General features: G+C 31.3%; 13 protein-coding genes and 1 pseudogene. 11 read left to right on the top strand and 3 right to left on the bottom strand.

Going from position 1 to position 18,758, the window contains the following annotated elements:
* Nucleotides 1-49: 49 nt before the first annotated feature.
* From HMPREF2629_RS08280 to HMPREF2629_RS08270, 3 genes and pseudogenes are all read right to left on the bottom strand, one after another.
* Nucleotides 50-442: pseudogene (locus tag HMPREF2629_RS08280) on the bottom strand (transposase); the annotation flags it as partial.
* A gap of 369 nt (nt 443-811) precedes the next feature.
* Entirely contained in the window at nt 812-3,436 is a 2,625-nt protein-coding gene (locus HMPREF2629_RS08275; protein ID WP_049379254.1) for a YfhO family protein, read from the bottom strand.
* Entirely contained in the window at nt 3,426-6,032 is a 2,607-nt protein-coding gene (locus HMPREF2629_RS08270) for a YfhO family protein (RefSeq protein WP_070813279.1), read from the bottom strand. The genes HMPREF2629_RS08275 and HMPREF2629_RS08270 overlap by 11 nt, the downstream gene beginning before the upstream one ends.
* A gap of 255 nt (nt 6,033-6,287) precedes the next feature.
* Here HMPREF2629_RS08270 and ylqF point away from each other — a divergent pair, with 255 nt between their 5' ends.
* The 11 genes from ylqF (at nt 6,288) to codY (ending at nt 18,654) form a co-directional block, all read left to right on the top strand.
* Nucleotides 6,288-7,172: a ribosome biogenesis GTPase YlqF gene (gene ylqF / locus HMPREF2629_RS08265; protein WP_017174591.1), complete on the top strand. Its 885-nt coding sequence runs from the start codon at nt 6,288-6,290 to the stop codon at nt 7,170-7,172.
* Nucleotides 7,156-7,923, top strand: coding sequence for a ribonuclease HII (locus tag HMPREF2629_RS08260; RefSeq protein ID WP_017174592.1), 768 nt, complete (start codon nt 7,156-7,158; stop codon nt 7,921-7,923). The genes ylqF and HMPREF2629_RS08260 overlap by 17 nt, the downstream gene beginning before the upstream one ends.
* Before the next feature lie 126 nt (nt 7,924-8,049).
* Nucleotides 8,050-9,216: an ADP-forming succinate--CoA ligase subunit beta gene (gene sucC / locus HMPREF2629_RS08255; RefSeq protein WP_017174593.1), complete on the top strand. Its 1,167-nt coding sequence runs from the start codon at nt 8,050-8,052 to the stop codon at nt 9,214-9,216.
* 21 nt (nt 9,217-9,237) lie between these two features.
* Nucleotides 9,238-10,143, top strand: a complete 906-nt coding sequence (sucD, locus tag HMPREF2629_RS08250) for a succinate--CoA ligase subunit alpha (RefSeq protein WP_037540990.1) — start codon at nt 9,238-9,240, stop codon at nt 10,141-10,143.
* A gap of 257 nt (nt 10,144-10,400) precedes the next feature.
* Entirely contained in the window at nt 10,401-11,273 is an 873-nt protein-coding gene (dprA, locus tag HMPREF2629_RS08245) for a DNA-processing protein DprA (protein WP_019835580.1), read from the top strand.
* A gap of 138 nt (nt 11,274-11,411) precedes the next feature.
* Nucleotides 11,412-13,481 carry a type I DNA topoisomerase gene (topA, locus tag HMPREF2629_RS08240; RefSeq protein ID WP_017174596.1) on the top strand — a complete coding sequence of 690 codons (2,070 nt, stop codon included), beginning with the start codon at nt 11,412-11,414 and terminating at the stop codon, nt 13,479-13,481.
* A 23-nt stretch (nt 13,482-13,504) separates the two neighbouring features.
* On the top strand, nt 13,505-14,812 hold the full coding sequence (trmFO, locus tag HMPREF2629_RS08235) for an FADH(2)-oxidizing methylenetetrahydrofolate--tRNA-(uracil(54)-C(5))-methyltransferase TrmFO (protein WP_070813278.1): 1,308 nt from the start codon (nt 13,505-13,507) through the stop codon (nt 14,810-14,812).
* A gap of 137 nt (nt 14,813-14,949) precedes the next feature.
* Nucleotides 14,950-15,843 carry a tyrosine recombinase XerC gene (gene xerC / locus HMPREF2629_RS08230; RefSeq protein WP_017174598.1) on the top strand — a complete coding sequence of 298 codons (894 nt, stop codon included), beginning with the start codon at nt 14,950-14,952 and terminating at the stop codon, nt 15,841-15,843.
* Complete coding sequence (gene hslV, locus HMPREF2629_RS08225) at nt 15,844-16,389, top strand: ATP-dependent protease subunit HslV (protein ID WP_002448739.1); 546 nt, start codon at nt 15,844-15,846, stop codon at nt 16,387-16,389.
* 66 nt (nt 16,390-16,455) lie between these two features.
* Nucleotides 16,456-17,856: an ATP-dependent protease ATPase subunit HslU gene (hslU, locus tag HMPREF2629_RS08220; RefSeq protein WP_017174599.1), complete on the top strand. Its 1,401-nt coding sequence runs from the start codon at nt 16,456-16,458 to the stop codon at nt 17,854-17,856.
* A gap of 21 nt (nt 17,857-17,877) precedes the next feature.
* On the top strand, nt 17,878-18,654 hold the full coding sequence (codY, locus tag HMPREF2629_RS08215) for a GTP-sensing pleiotropic transcriptional regulator CodY (RefSeq protein ID WP_017174600.1): 777 nt from the start codon (nt 17,878-17,880) through the stop codon (nt 18,652-18,654).
* Nucleotides 18,655-18,758 lie beyond the last annotated feature (104 nt).

The raw sequence follows: 18,758 nt of genomic DNA, 5'->3' as shown, positions 1-18,758 counted from the left end.
AAATAATATAGAAATTGTCTTTTTTATAATTTTTGTGATTATTTTCTGCTCATTGAGCTGTTACTTTTCTTATATTAAGTGTCATTAGCTCAAATCCTAGTTCTCTTTTGTCTTTATTTATCCCTCGAACGGCCATTCGAGTGAAACTCAAAATAGCCTTTATAAATCTAAAAACAGACGCCACATCAATTTTTCTTTGACTATAAATGGTTTTTGTTTTTGAAAGCTTTTTATTAATTTGCGCTTTAAAATATTCCCAATTATAATTCTTCATTACTTTTTTATTTGTTTTTGAATTGAAGTTCATACATGGGTGTTTCAGAGGACATTCTGAATCATCATCACATTCATATAATTTAAAGTCTCGTTTAAAGCTATATTTATCATGGTGATAGGTATATTTTTTAAATCCTAGTCTTTTATTGTTCGTATAAATAAATTCAGTCTTAGTATTTGTTTCTACAATATCATTTATGGGAGTGAGAACTGAAATTGCCATTGGTAGAGTAAGATGAATCATATTATAATCTTTATACATAAGACATCTCGTTGATTGAGTTTAGTGATGTTTATTAAATTGTACGAATATGCCTTATTTTCTTAAGTATTTCAATGTAAAATTACATATAAATACAAAACATTTTGGCAAGACTCTTGAGAGAATAGGACAAGCTGAAGACTGCAGGCTGAAGCTATTCCCTAAAAAAGCGAGCCAACAATACGCAGTATTGTAAATAAAGAAGCCAGTAAATGAATTTATAATAAACTCATTTACTGGCTATTTTTCTAGTAATTATGACTCAGGCTCTTTTTATTTTAATTGATTTTTTCGTTTTAAATATCTGCTAAATATTATACTGCTTATTATTCCGATAACGCTCAAAATTAATAGTATATAAAAATGTGGTGGTGTATAAGATAATTCAATATGAGTATCATTTTTCTTGACTGGAATAGCTGTCATAATACCGTTAGCTTGTTTTACATCTACATCGTGTCCATTAACACGTGCATGCATACCATTAGCATAGGCGATTGGTACCACTAAGTATCCAGAAGTTCCTTTAGGTTTAGTGAATGTATAGCCACTTCTAAATTGTGAAATAGTCACAGGTTTAAGTGATTTAGAAGCTTGTTTCAATGTATGATAATCTTCTCCATAGATACCTTTAATAGATAATCGATAATGTCCTTTAGTAAGACGAATCTTTAATTGATCCGAAGCTTTTACTCTCATTGTTACAGGCGTTACAAAACGTCGATATTTATAACTTAGCATATTACGATTTTGAGCATATTCATTTACTCCTATAGAATGCTCAATATCGGGAGCTAACAATTCTACATCCATTTCGACATACATATCTTTATATTGATTAGCTAACGTTTTAGGTAATGTCAATGTGATACCACCATTATTTTTTTCTACGTTTAAATGAGTTTTATCTTTCCAAGTAGCATTATTTGTAGATTGATATGCTTTACTTAATAGGTTTTTATTTTGAGTGAAAGAAGTATTCGCTTTTATTGAATCATCATCTAATACTACACCTTGTAGCATCGCTTGCTCACGATCTAATGGCGATTTGAGATCATGTTTATTAAAAATCTTATTAGTAATATGCGTGGCTGGATAATTAATAGTATTTTCTGAATGAATTAATTTATCTGAACCATTATTGATAGTATCTACCTTTTTAAAACCATAAGGCATATTCAGATCATTAGGATGTCGGAATCGATCTTGAACATCCCACATGGCTTCTAAATTTGCTCGATTCCCTAAGTATCGATATGTACTATTTTTATCAACAGGCATATTAATTTGCATTTCTTTATCATAGTATTTTAATATGTCACCATCAAAAATACTTGAGTAAAGTGAAATGCCATTATAATGGTAAATAAATGGTGAATTGAGTGCATAGGCTGACATGTAATCGATACGATGGAAAGGATTTTTATTATCTTTTTGTTTTTTAATATTATTAATTTTTTTAGCAAGTTTATGATTATAATAACTTGAATCTGTTAATGTTTTCGTAGTCGTTGCATATGGATCAATAGTACGGGCTCGTGAATCGTGTGTCATTATAATTTGTTGTACAAAGAATAGTAATACAATAGCTATTAGTATATAAGGTTGATATAACCATTGTTTTTTCCATACTACAAAGATTAAAACGATGATTAAAAATAATGGTACAATCATCCAATTGACATAAGCACTTGCAAATATATAGTGATATAAACCAAATATAAATACCGGAATTGCTACAAGTAAATATTGTTTTAATGTAAGTTCAGATAAATATTGAATATATAATGCAATTAAGATACTAGTTGAAATAGATAAAAAGTATACCCATCGACGTTGTGGTAATGAAAAGCCATTAAATGCACTATCAAAGTATTGTGATAACGATCCAATAAGTAAAAACCAAGTGATGATAGCAAAAATTTTATAATAGTAGTGACGATATAACTTAAACGTAAATAAAGCCATTAATGCAATAATCGAAACTGTGATATAAAAACCATCAGAAAAAATATGATATTTACTTTGTGTTAAATCTGTAAACAATGTAATATTAAAGTCATCATTTTGGGCTCTATCATTGTTTAGGAATGAAGATACACCTGTATAGAATCCTAAAATACTAGATAAAAGCGCAAGTATTGCACCAATAACGAGTAAATAAAATTTTTCCCATCTTGATACGATATCACAACGATATTTAAAAATGACTCTTAATATGAAATAAATCCCTAATACAATAGCTTGGTAGTAACTGAAATAAAAATTAGAAAATAAGGTCAGAGCAACTGAAAAGATAAATAGCCCTATTCTTCTTTTTTGGAAGAAACGTTCCATTCCCCATAAAGATAAAGGTAATAAAATCAATAAGTCTCCATAAAATGACCATGTATAGTTATAGTAAAGCACAAGAGTGGATGCACCATATAAAATAGTAGCGATAAGCAATGGCGCTGTTTTCAACTTTAGCCATTTTAAATAGTAAAATACAACAATAATTGTAATAATCGTTCTAGCGTAAGCGATTATTAATTGGTTAGTTGCCCAAAAGGCGATATGACTCGTTTGCCAATGAAATAAAAAATGACTTACCCAGATTATAAAAAAATTAATCCACATTATGGGAGATAAAGAATAATAATAGGCCAACCCCTTAATGTAATCTCCGCCTAATCCAAAAGATTGATCATAGGCTCCTTTGAACTTACTGTAATGTTCATATAAGTACATTTGAAATGGCATCATTTGTCTAAAACCATCTCCAGAACCACTAAATACAAATCCTTCTTTGAAATAATCTCGAATAAATGGATAATAAATTGCTAAAGAAATGATATTAGCAATTATAAATATAGATAAAAAGGTCAATAATCGATTGGACCGAATTTTATTGATCAATGTTTTTCCTCAACTTTCTCTTTTTGGTATTAACAAATCTAACAAATACAACACTTATTACTATACTGATGAGTGAGATTAAAATCATAGTATTCCAATAAGGTGGTTGATATTTAATAATTATTTTTTTAGCAGATGAATTAACAGGAACGCCTGTCATCATGTAATTAACTTTCATAGGTTTAATACGGTGTCCATCAACATACGCTTGCATCCCTTCTCTATAAGGAATATTAATTGAAGCAATCCCTTTATCATGTTTAGCTAAGTTGACTTCAACGCCGTTTTTAATATCTTTATATTTGTTATTAAAATCAGCTTTTTTATGCATTTGTTTTAATATTTTATAGTTTTCACCATTTAATTGTTGAAGGTTTAAATAAAATGTTCCTTTAGGAGATAAAGTGATATTAATGTTTCCCTTATTATCAGGTTGTGTTCGATAAAGTTGAGTATCAATACCAGTACGATAAGTAGAATTGTTAAATAATCGGTGATTTGCATAATTATTTACAGAGACTGTGTAATTACTATCAGGATTACCACGCTTTATTTTCATCGTAACGTAAAAATCATCATACTTTTGGCGTAATGATTGAGGTAAGTGTATCGTTAATGTTCCACCTTTATCTCCAATTACTTTATAGACATTACCATTTAAATGTTTTAAATTTTTATAACTCAATGATGATTGATTTAATAAATTAGGAGCTTTAGCTTTATAACTTGTGCCTTCATTGTTTAAAATCACACCTTTTAACATTGCATGTTCTCTATCAATTGCAGTCGTCAATTTTTTACTATTGTATATAGAATCAGTTACTTTAACAGATGGTAAGTTAAGTGTATTTTCATAAATACCATATTGTCCGCTTGATTTTATTTTTTTGAAGTAGGAAGGTAAGTTATTTTGATAATTTTTTAGCATCATATAACGCACTGAAAATAGACTCGCGATATTTTGTCGTCCATTCGTTGATTGATATCTACTCAATGACTCCTCAGCTAAATTAATTTTTAAAGCATCGTAATAATAATCGAGTATATTATGATGAAAAATACTTGAATATAAACTTAACCCTTTAAAATGTTGATACATCGGTGTATTATCTTGCTCGTTGACTCTCCAATCGATACGTTCATCTTCATGCTTATTTTGATTCATTTCTTGAACAAGTGCACGTTGTAAGTCGGAACTATATAAACTGGAATTAATATAAAACGTATTTCCACGATCAGTGTGATCTTTATAGTAAATTTGATTTTTAATAAATACTATAGAGACCAAGATACTTAATAATATAATTGAAACACTATATAAATAACCTAATTTAAAACGATATGTACGATCTTTAATGATAAGAACCATCAATCCAATCAAAGATACAATAGGGACTAATATGAACCACGCTAAAAATTTATGATATATCATAGCGCTTATAAATATAACTAATTCTGCAATAATATTACTTATTAGATAAGATTTTGTAGTTAGTGTTTTGAAATATTTTAAAAATAATCCGATTAATAGTGTGGAATTAAAAGCTAAAATAAAATGCCAACGCTTTTGAGGCGCTGAAAAACCATTAAATACTTGGTCGATGAAAGGTATAAAACTAAATATAATAAATACAAAGGTAAGGATAGCAAATAAACGATAATAATAATGTTTATATAATTTAAAACTTAAAAGAGCTTGAATGGTAATAAATAATAATACAATTAAATAATTATCAAAGAAAATATTTGTATTAATATCTAATTTTTCAAATGTATCAACTGCTCCAGAAAAAGGTACACGACGGTTATTTAAAAAGCTTTGAGCACCATGAAAAAAGATAAATAAACTATTACCTAAACCTAACAGGGCACTAATGATTAAAGTTAAAAATGCTTTACTTCTTGAGAGAATATCTTTTGGATGTCTAAATATTATACGAATCAGTATATAACCCGCACCTATTAAACAAAGATAGTATGCAAAATAAAAGTTATTAATTAGTATTAAAGAAACAGTAACAATGAATAGTCCAAACTTCTGTTTTTGTAAGACTCTTTCAATAGAGAGTAATAATAACGGCATCCAAACAAACACATCACTAAAGAAGGGCCAATACACTGTAAAGCGATAATATAAGGGTGACATAACAAATAAAAACGCTACAACTAAGCTTAACCATTTGTTATTTGAAATGTATTTACTATATAAATAAGTGCAATACATGGCAATCATTGCTTTAATCATGGACATAATCAGTGCATTAATCATCCAAAATAATACATTATGCGTATGTAAAGGAATAAAAATTTTAATAAGTGCAATAAATACTACATTTATTATAAATAAAATATTTGTGGAGAAGTAGTAACTAAGATCTGTAAAGAAATCGCCACCTAATCCAAAATCAGTGGAATAAAACAAATTGCCACTACTCCATTTATCAAATAAATACATTTGAATTGGAACCATTTGTTCCATTCCATCATTTGGACCTGTAAATAAAATGCCATCGTGAATAAAACGATAAATGACATAACTATGTCCTATGATGGACAGTGCTATAAAAAGTCCTAGATAAGTAAAGAATTTTTTCATATTAAACCTCTATAGTTAGAATGTACTATTCATAATTAAAAAATGACTACATACTAAATTGTAGAGTATTAAACTTCTTAATAAAAGTATTTATATGTTTTATAAAAAATTAGAAATTTGTTTTTAATATTAGCGATTTAATGAATATGAAATAGCATGTTAAAATATAATAGAATTGATAATAGTAGTGAAGATTTTAAATATTGATTATAATCGAACAGTTGAAATAAATTTAATGAAAGTAGGGTGAATGTTATGGTGATTCAATGGTATCCAGGGCATATGGCAAAGGCCAAAAGAGAAGTGACAGAACAACTTAAGAAAGTAGATGTGGTATTTGAACTTGTTGACGCACGTATACCGTATAGTTCAAGAAATCCAATGATTGATGATGTCATTAAACAAAAACCACGCGTAGTTATTTTAAATAAAAAAGATATGTCGAATTTAAATGAAATGCAAAAGTGGGAACATTTCTTTACTGATAAAGGTTTTTATCCTGTAGCAGTTGATGCGAAACACGGCAAAAATTTAAAAGGTGTAGAATATGCTGCAATTGAAGCGACTAAAGAAAAATTTGAGAAAGAAAAAGCGAAAGGACTTAAACCTAGAGCAATACGTGCCATGATTGTTGGTATACCTAATGTGGGGAAATCTACATTAATTAATAAGTTAGCTAAAAAAAATATTGCTCAAACAGGAAATAAGCCGGGAGTAACGAAACAACAACAATGGATTAAAGTAGGTAAAGCATTACAACTACTAGATACGCCAGGTATTTTATGGCCTAAATTTGAAGATGAAACTGTAGGTAAAAAACTAAGCCTTACTGGTGCCATTAAAGATAGTATCGTACACTTAGATGAAGTAGCAATATACGGTTTACACTTCTTAATTAAACATGATATTGAAGGATTGAAGAATCATTACAATATTGATGTAGAAACTGATGCAGAAATTTTAGAATGGTTTGATGCTATTGGACGTCGACGTGGGTTATTACAAAAAGGAAATGAAGTCGATTACGAGGCTGTCATCGAATTGATTATTAATGATGTGCGTAATGCTAAAATTGGAACTTATTGTTTTGATATTTATTCAGAAATGAAAGGGGACTTAGATTATGCCTCAAACAATTAAAGAGATTAAAGCATTATTAGACACAATTGATTCAATTGAAGCACTTGAACAACATGAATTAATGAGTGATACAAGAAAAGGGGTACAGCAAAATATAGTACGACGTCGTAAACAGCTTTTAAAAGATCAAGAAACACGAGAACATTATCAACAAATGAATAAATATGAAAATGAAATATTAAAGGACAATCCTAATGCTTTAATATGTGGGATTGATGAAGTAGGTCGTGGTCCACTTGCTGGGCCTGTTGTAGCTTGTGCAGTCATTTTAAATAAAGAACATCAATATTTAGGATTAGATGACTCGAAGAAAGTTTCAGCAACAAAGCGAAAAATACTTAACGAACAATTAAAAGAAGGCGTTTATGATTATGCTTACGGGATAGCAAGCGCTGAAGAAATTGATGAGTTCAATATTTACAACGCAACCAAATTAGCTATGAAACGTGCTATTAATCAATTAACAGAACAACCTAACCATTTACTTATTGATGCTATGACATTGGATAATGCAATTCCTCAAACTTCTATTATTAAAGGAGATGCTAAAAGTGTTTCTATTGCTGCTGCTAGTATCATGGCAAAAGAATATAGGGATGGTTTAATGGCGGAAGTAGCACTGAAATATCCTGGTTATGATTTTGAAAAAAATGTAGGATATGGCACTAAATCACACCTTCAAGGATTAAAACAATTAGGCATAACGCCATATCATCGTAAAACGTTTGAGCCTGTTAAATCAATGATATAATTAAATAAAAATAAAATTATTTGAATTTAAAAACTATTGCAAAAAGTATAACACTTTCAGTTTACAAAAGCGCTTACATTTTCTATAATTAAAGTGAACTTAACCTAAGAAACAGGAGGATGGAAGATGAATATCCACGAGTATCAAGGTAAAGAAATATTTCGTGCTATGGGTGTAGCCGTTCCAGAAGGACGTGTAGCATTTACTGCTGAAGAAGCGGTGGAAAAGGCAAAAGAATTAAATTCAGATGTTTATGTAGTGAAAGCACAAATTCACGCTGGGGGTAGAGGTAAAGCAGGTGGAGTTAAAATTGCTAAATCACTGTCTGAAGTTGAAACTTATGCTAATGAATTATTAGGCAAGCAATTAGTAACGCATCAAACTGGGCCTGAAGGTAAAGAAGTTAAACGCTTATATATCGAAGAAGGTTGTGATATTCAAAAAGAATATTATGTAGGCTTTGTCATTGATCGTGCTACTGATCGTATTACATTGATGGCTTCTGAAGAAGGTGGAACTGAAATTGAAGAAGTTGCAGCTAAAACGCCAGAAAAGATCTTTAAAGAAACAATCGATCCAGTGATAGGGTTATCACCATTCCAAGCACGTCGTATTGCATTCAATATCAATATTCCAAAAGAATCTGTAAATAAAGCAGCAAAATTCTTACTTTCTTTATATAATGTTTTTGTTGAAAAAGATTGTTCTATTGTTGAAATTAATCCACTTGTAACAACGGGTGATGGTGATGTTTTGGCTTTAGATGCGAAATTAAATTTTGATGATAATGCATTATTTAGACATAAAGATATTTTAGAATTACGTGATTTAGAAGAAGAAGATCCAAAAGAAATTCAAGCATCTAAATATGATTTATCATATATTGCTTTAGATGGTGACATTGGTTGTATGGTTAATGGTGCCGGATTAGCCATGGCTACAATGGATACAATTAATCATTTCGGTGGTACTCCAGCTAACTTCCTAGACGTTGGTGGCGGTGCTACAAAAGAAAAAGTAACTGAAGCATTCAAAATCATCTTGGGGGATGATAATGTTAAAGGTATTTTTGTAAATATCTTCGGTGGAATTATGAAATGTGATGTGATTGCAGAAGGTATTGTAGCAGCAGTTAAAGAAGTCGAATTAACTTTACCTTTAGTTGTTCGTTTAGAAGGCACAAACGTTAAACGTGGTAAAGAGATTTTAAATGAATCTGGTCTAGCAATTGAACCAGCAGCAACAATGGCTGAAGGTGCACAACAAATTGTTAAACTTGTTAAAGAAGCGTAAGGAAAGGATGGGAACACTAAAATGGGTGTATTTATAGATAAGAATACTAAGGTAATGGTGCAAGGTATTACAGGGTCTACTGCCCTTTTCCATACAAAACAAATGCTTGATTATGGCACACAAATTGTCGCAGGGGTAACACCAGGTAAAGGTGGACAAGTTGTTGAAGGCGTGCCAGTGTATAATACAGTAGCTGAAGCTAAAAAAGAAACAGGTGCTAACGTATCAGTAGTTTACGTACCAGCACCATTTGCTGCAGATTCAATTTTAGAAGCAGCTGATGCAGAATTAGATATGGTGATCTGTATTACTGAACATATTCCAGTTGTTGATATGATTAAAGTGAAACGTTATTTAGAGGGTAGAAAAACACGTTTAGTTGGACCGAACTGTCCTGGTGTAATTACGGCAGATGAATGTAAAATTGGTATCATGCCAGGTTATATTCATAAAAAAGGGCATGTAGGTGTTGTTTCTCGTTCAGGTACTTTAACATATGAAGCAGTACATCAATTAACTGAAGAAGGTATTGGTCAAACCACAGCAGTAGGTATCGGTGGGGACCCAGTTAACGGTACAAACTTTATCGATGTACTTAAAGCATTTAATGAAGATGAAGAAACAAAAGCTGTTGTTATGATTGGCGAAATCGGTGGTACTGCTGAAGAAGAAGCAGCTGAATGGGTCAAAGCAAACATGACTAAACCAGTGGTTGGTTTTGTTGGTGGACAAACAGCACCTCCAGGAAAACGTATGGGCCATGCAGGTGCAATCATCTCAGGTGGTAAAGGAACTGCTGCAGAAAAAATTAAAACGCTTAATGAATGTGGTGTTAAAACAGCAGATACACCATCAGAAATTGGTACAACACTAATTGAAGCGGCAAAAGAAGCAGGCATTTATGAAGAACTATTAACAGTGAAGTAGCAATTATGTAATTAATAATTGAATTCAAACTGTCAACAATTACTGAAATTTGTTGGCAGTTTTTCTTATATATATCGTAGACTACAATATATTATAAATGACTGAACGCTCTATTTTTCACATGTTATGAAATCAAAAAGTATACATAATCTTTTAATATTATTACTCCTTACATTTATATATCAAATTTGTCTTATAAATGAAATTTTACTGTTAATGATTCACGGTATAATAAATTAAAAGGAGACATTTACTTCATGAATGATTTTATTTTATTAAAAATGAGATGGATAGGGTATACGACCCAACATATTCATCATTTACTCAATGTATTTCCAAAATTTTTCAATGTTAATGAACATGATCAATTTGAAATGATCAATGAATGGGAATCTCTATATTTAAAAAAGAAGCGTTTTACTCAATTAACAGAGATTTCTTACGATTATATTCAAACCCAACTTTCTAGATATCAGGTTAACTATGTTACTTCATTTTCTTCTCAATATCCTTCATTGCTTAAAACTATTTACGACTATCCTTTTATATTATTTTATCGTGGAAATATACATTTATTATCATCTACGTATACTTTAGGTGTTGTAGGTTCACGTGAGGCCACAAATTATTCTAAGTGTGCACTAGATTATCTATTTCCTCACTTTATAAATATTCCACTAACGATTGTATCCGGTTTAGCGAAAGGTGCTGATAGCATAGCTCATCAATTCGCATTAAAACATCATCTTCCAACTATTGCAGTTCTAGGTTTTGGTCATTTAAATCATTATCCAAAGGAAACACGAAAGTTACGCAATATAATTGAAGAAACTGGTTTAGTCATAAGTGAATATCCTCCTTTAACAAAAATAAACAAATATCAATTCCCTGAAAGAAATCGTCTGATAAGCGGGTTGTCTCGTGGTGTATTAATTACTGAAGCTAAAATTAAAAGTGGTAGTCAAATTACAATAGATTGTGCTTTAGATCAAAATAGAAATGTTTATGTACTGCCTGGATCGATGTTTAATCCTTTGACAAAAGGAAATTTATTACGTGCTCAAGAAGGTGCAATGATTGTTTCAGAAGCAGAAGATATATTATATGATTATCGCTTTTTAAACGATTAAATATATAAATAATTAATTGTGAAAATTCAAAGGATATTTCACAAAAAAATATCTATATTGGATTAAAATATTGACAAAAACAAAATTAACCGTTTATCATTTATCTTTAGTAATTGAAAAAGCAAGGGGGAATTCACTTTGGCAGATAATTTAGTCATCGTTGAGTCGCCTGCAAAAGCGAAAACCATTGAAAAATATTTAGGTAAACGATATAAAGTTATTGCTTCTATGGGACACGTACGAGATTTACCAAGAAGTCAAATGGGTGTAGACGTAGAAGATAACTATGAACCAAAATATATAACTATTCGAGGTAAAGGTCCTGTTGTTAAAGATTTAAAAAAATATGCGAAAAAAGCTAAAAAAGTTTTCTTAGCTAGTGACCCTGACCGCGAAGGTGAAGCGATTGCTTGGCATTTATCAAAAATTTTAGAACTTGAAGAATCAAAAGAAAACAGAGTTGTATTTAATGAAATCACTAAGGATGCAGTAAAAGAAAGTTTTAAACATCCTCGTGGTATTGAAATGAATTTAGTTGATGCACAACAAGCGCGTCGTATTTTAGATAGACTTGTAGGTTATAATATTTCTCCAGTACTATGGAAGAAAGTAAAAAAAGGATTGTCAGCTGGTCGAGTACAATCAGTTGCTTTAAGATTAGTCATTGACCGTGAAAATGAAATCCGTAATTTTAAACCAGAAGAATATTGGTCAATTGAAGGTGAATTTAGATATAAAAAATCAAAGTTCACTGCTAAATTCTTACATTATAAAAACAAACCGTATAAATTAAAAACAAAAAAAGATGTTGAAAAAATTACATCCGAATTAAATGGTGATGAATTTGAAATCACTAATGTAAATAAAAAAGAAAAAACGAGATACCCTGCAAATCCATTTACAACGTCTACGTTACAACAAGAAGCAGCACGTAAACTTAATTTTAAAGCACGTAAGACTATGATGTTAGCACAGCAATTATATGAAGGTATCGATTTGAAACGACAAGGTACAGTTGGATTAATCACATATATGAGAACAGATTCAACACGAATCTCACAAACTGCTAAAGATGAAGCAAAATCATATATTGAAGAGAAGTATGGTACTGAGTATACTTCAAACCGTAAAACAAAAGGTAAACAAGGGGATCAAGATGCCCATGAAGCTATTCGTCCAACAAGTACATTACGTACACCAGATGAAATGAAAGCATATTTAACACGTGATCAACATCGCTTGTATAAATTAATTTGGGAACGTTTTGTAGCAAGTCAAATGGCTCCTGCAGTTTTAGATACTGTGGCTTTAGATGTAACACAAAATGACATTAAATTTAGAGCAAATGGACAAACAATCAAATTTAAAGGCTTTATGACATTATATGTTGAAGCAAAAGATGACAAAGATAATGATAAAGAAAATAAATTACCAAAATTAAATCAAGGTGACAAAGTAACTGCAACACAAATTGAACCGGCACAACATTTCACTCAACCACCTCCACGATACACAGAGGCACGATTAGTTAAAACATTAGAAGAATTAAAAATTGGTAGACCTTCAACATATGCTCCAACGATTGACACAATTCAAAAACGTAATTATGTTAAACTTGAAAGTAAACGTTTTGTACCAACTGAACTAGGAGAAATCGTGTATGAGCAAGTGAAGGATTACTTCCCAGAAATTATTGATGTTGAATTTACAGTTAATATGGAAACCTTGCTCGATAAAATTGCAGAAGGTGATATCGGTTGGAGAAAAGTTATCGATAATTTCTATGGTAGTTTTAAATTAGATGTTGCACGTGCAGAGGAAGAAATGGAAAAAGTTGAAATTAAAGATGAACCAGCCGGCGAAGATTGTGAAGTATGTGGAGCTCCTATGGTAATAAAAATGGGACGTTATGGTAAATTTATGGCGTGCTCGAATTTCCCAGATTGTCGAAATACAAAAGCTATTGTTAAAACTATTGGTGTCACTTGTCCAAAATGCAAAGATGGCGATGTAGTTGAGAGAAAATCTAAGAAAAATAGATTATTTTATGGTTGTTCGAATTATCCAGAGTGTGATTTTATTTCTTGGGATAAACCAATAGGAAGAGATTGTCCAAAATGTAATCATTACTTGATGCAACATAAAAAAGGACGTAGTTCTCAAGTGATTTGTTCTAATTGTGACTATAAAGAAGAAGTACAAAAATAGAGTTTTATTAAAGGAGAATGTATATGAGTCAAACTGTTAATGTTATAGGCGCAGGATTAGCTGGTTCAGAAGCAGCTTATCAATTAGCAGAACGTGGTATTAAAGTGAATTTAATCGAAATGCGTCCTGTTAAACAAACGCCTGCCCATCATACAGATAAATTTGCTGAGTTAGTATGTTCTAATTCACTACGTGGTAATGCATTAACAAATGGTGTAGGTGTGCTTAAAGAAGAAATGCGACGTTTAGATTCATTAATCATCGCAGCAGCTGATAAAGCTAGAGTTCCAGCTGGTGGTGCATTAGCAGTAGATAGACATGACTTTGCTGGTTATATTACAGATACATTGAAAAATCATCCTAATGTAACTGTTTTGAATAAAGAAATTCACAGTATTCCAGAAGGACATACAATCATTGCAACAGGCCCGTTAACAACTGAACATTTAGCTAAAGAAATTGTAGAAATTACAGGTAAAGATCAACTATATTTCTACGATGCAGCAGCTCCAATCATTGAAAAAGATTCAATTGATATGGATAAAGTCTATTTGAAATCACGCTATGATAAAGGTGAAGCAGCATATTTAAATTGCCCTATGACTGAAGAAGATTTCAATCGTTTTTATGATGCGGTATTAGAAGCTGAAGTTGCACCTGTAAATGAATTTGAAAAAGAAAAATATTTTGAAGGATGTATGCCATTTGAAGTGATGGCTGGTAGAGGTCGTAAAACATTACTATTTGGTCCAATGAAACCAGTAGGATTAGAAGACCCTAAAACTGGTAAACGTCCATATGCAGTAGTGCAATTACGTCAAGATGACGCGGCTGGTACGCTTTATAATATTGTCGGCTTCCAAACACATTTAAAATGGGGCGCTCAAAAAGAAGTCATTCAATTAATTCCAGGCTTAGAAAATGTTGATATTGTTAGATATGGTGTGATGCATAGAAATACCTTCATTAATTCACCTGATGTTTTAAATGAAAAATATGAATTAATTAATAATGATAGAATTCAATTTGCAGGACAAATGACAGGTGTGGAAGGATATGTTGAAAGTGCAGCAAGTGGACTTGTAGCAGGTATCAATTTAGCGCATAAGTTACTTGGAAAAGGAGAAGTGATTTTTCCAAGAGAAACAATGATAGGCAGTATGGCTTATTATATTTCTCATGCTAAAAATGAAAAAAACTTCCAACCAATGAATGCTAACTTTGGTTTATTGCCGTCACTTGATCGCCGCATTAAAGATAAAAAAGAACGTTATGAAGCACAAGCATATCGTGCACTAGACTATTTAGAAAATTTCAAAAAAACGTTATAGATTTAAATTATAATAAAATATTTTGAAGGAATTTTTAAATTATTCACAAATTCTCAAAAGATTTTGAATTCTATAGCTAATTATTTTAGTCCCCCTCAGTTTATATGCTACAATGCATATGATGGAGGGGATTTTTAGTGGAAGAAATCCAAAAGAAATTTTTGAATATGCTTAAAGTTGAAAGAAATTTCTCCGACCATACATTAAAAGCGTATCATGACGATTTAGCTCAATTTAATCAGTTTTTAGAACAAGAACTGTTAAATTTAAGAACGTTTGAATATAAAGATGCAAGAAATTATCTAAGTTATTTATATTCCAATAATTTGAAACGTACTACTGTATCAAGAAAAATATCAACATTAAGAACATTTTATGAGTTCTGGATGACTCAAGATACATCTGTAAATAATCCTTTTATACAACTTGTACATCCTAAGAAAGAGCAATATCTTCCTCAATTTTTTTATGAAGAAGAAATGGAAGCATTATTTAATACTGTTTCAAACGATGCAAAAAAAGGATTAAGAGATAGAGTAGTAATTGAATTATTATATGCAACAGGCATTCGTGTTTCAGAACTTGTGAATATAAAGGTTATGGATTTAGATATGAATCTTCCAGGGGTAAAGGTATTGGGTAAGGGAAATAAAGAACGATTTGTGCCTTTTGGAGAGTTTTGTAGACAAAGTATTGAACAATATTTAGAAAAATTCAAACCACTTAAAGGTAAAAGTCATCCTTATTTAATTGTTAATATGAAAGGTGATCCTATTACTGAGAGAGGTATTAGATATCTTCTCAATGATGTAGTTAAACGTACAGCGGGGGTAACTGAAATCCACCCTCATAAATTAAGACATACATTTGCTACACATTTATTGAATCAAGGTGCAGACCTAAGAACAGTTCAATCTTTATTAGGACACGTTAACCTTTCTACAACTGGTAAGTATACACATGTATCTAATCAACAATTGCGCAAAGTGTATTTAAATGCACATCCTCGAGCAAAAAAGGAGAGTAAATAAATGAGTAAGACATCATTACATGCTACAACGATATATGCTGTAAGACACAATGGAGAAGCGGCAATGGCTGGAGACGGTCAAGTTACACTTGGTGAACAAGTAATTATGAAGCAAACAGCTAGAAAAGTAAGACGCTTATACGAAGGTAAAGTGTTAGCAGGATTTGCAGGAAGCGTAGCCGATGCATTTACATTATTTGAAAAATTTGAAACTAAATTACAACAATTTAGCGGTAATTTAGAACGCGCTGCTGTAGAACTTGCTCAAGAATGGCGTGGAGATAAGCAATTACGTCAACTGGAAGCCATGCTTATCGTAATGGATAAAGATGGTATTTTAGTGGTAAGTGGTACAGGTGAAGTCATTGCGCCTGACGATGATTTAATCGCTATTGGTTCAGGAGGAAACTATGCATTAAGTGCAGGAAGAGCACTTAAACGTCATGCTTCACATATGACTGCTAAAGAAATGGCATACGAAAGCTTAAAAGTGGCTTCAGATATTTGTGTATTTACAAATGATAATATTATTGTTGAGACTTTATAAATAACATATATAAACAAAACGGAAATGAATTGATATGGACATACATTAAGGTGGAGGTAATAGTAAATGGATGCAAACGGTATAAAATTAACACCTAAAGATATCGTATCTAAATTGGACGAATATATTGTAGGTCAAGAAGATGCAAAACGTAAAGTAGCAATCGCGTTAAGAAATAGATACAGAAGAAGTCTTCTTGATGAAGAAACTAAGCAAGAAATTGCACCCAAAAATATTTTAATGATTGGCCCAACTGGTGTAGGTAAAACAGAAATTGCACGCCGTATGGCAAAAGTCGTAGGTGCACCATTCATTAAAGTAGAAGCTACAAAATTCACTGAAGTTGGATATGTTGGACGTGATGTAGAAAGTATGGTTAGAGACTTGGTGGACGTGTCTGTAAGACTCGTAAAAGAGCAAAAGAAATCATTAGTTGAAGATGAAGCAACACAAAAAGCTAATGAAAAATTAGTAAAATTACTTGTTCCTAGTATGAAGAAAAAAGCAGCTCAAAATAATAATCCACTTGAATCTCTTTTAGGTGGTGCTATTCCTAATTTTAATCAGAATGACGAGGAAGAAGAAGCCCCTACAGAAGAAATCAAAACAAAACGGTCAGAAATAAGACAACAACTTTTAGCAGGTAAGCTAGAAGAAGAAAAAGTTAGAATTAAAGTTGAACAAGACCCTGGCGCATTAGGAATGTTAGGCACGAGTCAAAATCAACAAATGCAAGATATGATGAATCAATTGATGCCTAAACGAAAAGTAGAAAGAGAAGTACCAGTAAAAACAGCACGTAAAATTCTTACTGATGATTTTGCAGATGAATTAATTGATCAAGAAACTGCTAATCAAGAAGCTTTAGAATTAGCAGAACAAATGGGAATTATCTTTATCGATGAGATTGATAAAGTCGCTACAAACAATTCCAATAGTGGTCAAGATGTATCAAGACAAGGTGTTCAAAGAGATATATTACCAATCCTTGAAGGTAGCATGATTCAAACTAAGTATGGTACTGTAAATACTGAGCACATGCTATTTATTGGTGCTGGCGCTTTCCATGTTTCTAAACCAAGTGACTTGATTCCTGAGTTACAAGGGCGTTTTCCAATTCGAGTTGAACTTGAAAGCTTAACAGTCAATGATTTCTATAGAATATTGACTGAACCTAAGTTATCTCTTATAAAGCAGTATGAAGCACTGTTAAAAACTGAAGAAGTTACGGTCAACTTCTCTGATGAAGCGATAACACGATTAGCTGAAATGGCATATCAAGTGAATCAAGATACAGACAATATTGGTGCACGTCGATTACACACTATTTTAGAAAAAATGTTAGAAGATTTATCTTTTGAAGCACCAAATATGCCAAATGCAGTAGTAGATATAACACCACAGTATGTTGATGATAAGTTGAAATCTATTTCAACAAACAAAGATTTAAGTGCATTTATTTTATAATATAAATAAAGGAGAAATTTTATGAGCTTATTATCTAAAACTAGAGAATTAAATACATTATTACAAAAACATAAAGGCATTGCGGTAGACTTTAAAGATGTTGCTCAGACTATTAGTAATGTAACTGTTACAAATGTCTTCATCGTTTCTCGTAGAGGTAAAATTTTAGGTTCAAGTTTAAATGAACTTTTAAAGAGTGAACGAATTAGTAATATGTTGACTGAAAGTAAACATATTCCAAGTGAATACACTGAACTACTTATGCAAGTTCAACAAACTGAAGCGAATATTGATATTGATTCAGACTTGACAGTATTCCCTCCAGAACACAGAGATGTATTTATTAATAGTAGAACAACCATCTTCCCGATTTTAGGGGGAGGCGAACGCTTAGGTACACTGATTCTAGGAAGAGTTAAAGATGACTTTAATGAAAATGATTTAGTGCTTGGCGAATACGCTGCAACTGTTATTGGTATGGAAATTTTACGTGAGAAACATAATGAAGTTGAGAAAGAAGCACGTGATAAAGCTGCTATTACAATGGCAATCAATTCATTATCTTATTCTGAAAAAGAAGCGATTGAACATATTTTTGAGGAACTTGGTGGTAATGAAGGTCTATTAATTGCATCTAAAGTAGCAGATAGAGTAGGTATTACACGTTCTGTAATTGTAAATGCGTTACGTAAATTAGAAAGTGCTGGTGTAATAGAATCACGATCGCTTGGCATGAAAGGTACATTTATTAAAGTTAAAAAAGAAAAATTCTTAGATGAACTTAATCGAAGTGAATAAATATTTTTTAAAACTACTATCTATCTATTAAAATTAAGATAGTAGTTTTTTATTTTATGCAGTTAAAAAATGGGTTCTACGTCAAATCGGACTGATGAGTCCAA

This window comes from Staphylococcus sp. HMSC034C12, from assembly GCF_001835895.1.
Classification (GTDB): Bacteria; Bacillota; Bacilli; order Staphylococcales; family Staphylococcaceae; genus Staphylococcus; species Staphylococcus hominis.
Note: the sequence above shows the minus strand (reverse complement) of the source record. Positions and strands in the feature narration are given on the sequence as shown.

Coding starts and splice junctions, on each gene's coding strand:
- HMPREF2629_RS08270 (WP_070813279.1), bottom strand. CDS start 6,032: ATGAAAAAATTCTTTACTTATCTAGGACTTTTTATAGCACTGTCCATC.
- ylqF (WP_017174591.1), top strand. CDS start 6,288: ATGGTGATTCAATGGTATCCAGGGCATATGGCAAAGGCCAAAAGAGAA.
- HMPREF2629_RS08260 (WP_017174592.1), top strand. CDS start 7,156: ATGCCTCAAACAATTAAAGAGATTAAAGCATTATTAGACACAATTGAT.
- sucC (WP_017174593.1), top strand. CDS start 8,050: ATGAATATCCACGAGTATCAAGGTAAAGAAATATTTCGTGCTATGGGT.
- sucD (WP_037540990.1), top strand. CDS start 9,238: ATGGGTGTATTTATAGATAAGAATACTAAGGTAATGGTGCAAGGTATT.
- dprA (WP_019835580.1), top strand. CDS start 10,401: ATGAATGATTTTATTTTATTAAAAATGAGATGGATAGGGTATACGACC.
- trmFO (WP_070813278.1), top strand. CDS start 13,505: ATGAGTCAAACTGTTAATGTTATAGGCGCAGGATTAGCTGGTTCAGAA.
- hslV (WP_002448739.1), top strand. CDS start 15,844: ATGAGTAAGACATCATTACATGCTACAACGATATATGCTGTAAGACAC.
- hslU (WP_017174599.1), top strand. CDS start 16,456: ATGGATGCAAACGGTATAAAATTAACACCTAAAGATATCGTATCTAAA.
- codY (WP_017174600.1), top strand. CDS start 17,878: ATGAGCTTATTATCTAAAACTAGAGAATTAAATACATTATTACAAAAA.